Annotated in this window: 1 protein-coding gene; it reads left to right on the top strand. The window is 32.1% G+C overall.

The window, feature by feature from the left end; genetic code table 11:
* The first annotated feature begins 126 nt into the window (after positions 1 to 126).
* Positions 127 to 384: a hypothetical protein gene (locus FDW96_RS03120; protein ID WP_137365209.1), complete on the top strand. Its 258-nt coding sequence runs from the start codon at positions 127 to 129 to the stop codon at positions 382 to 384.
* Positions 385 to 446: the final 62 nt, after the last annotated feature.

Here is a 446-nt window from a genome sequence, read left to right as displayed (position 1 = left end):
AATCTAAAAAAGAACCAGATAGCGAACTAGTGGAAAAAGTAAAGGTTGAAACTCCTGAAGAAGTAACGAAAGAATCAGCACAGGCTTTCTTAGACTTAGCAAAAGGACAAGGTAAGGTAACAGAAAATGATTAATTATGAAAACAAAGCGATTAATTTACATGCTGAAGTGTATGGCTGGATGTATCGTGCATTAGAAGAAATGGTAAAAGCAGAATGGCACAATGATGAACTTTTCAAAGTATGGCTAAATCGTGCTGAATTTCTAGTAAAGCAGTCAAAAAAGTTGCATAACGCTTGCGAAAATGATTACTCTAAGCGTGCATTAGTTAGGGCATTACAATTAAAAGCAGAAATAAATAAAAAAATAACATCTAATGCTTGACAAAGTGAAAGCAATTTGATATAATAATATATATAGAAATAAAGGAGAACTATAAATGGTAG

It is taken from the genome of Citrobacter sp. TBCS-15 (assembly GCF_005280815.1).
In the GTDB taxonomy this organism is placed as follows: domain Bacteria; phylum Pseudomonadota; class Gammaproteobacteria; order Enterobacterales; family Enterobacteriaceae; genus Citrobacter; species Citrobacter werkmanii.
The sequence above is the reverse complement of the archived record's forward strand: the minus strand, read 5'-3'. Positions and strand labels throughout refer to the sequence as shown.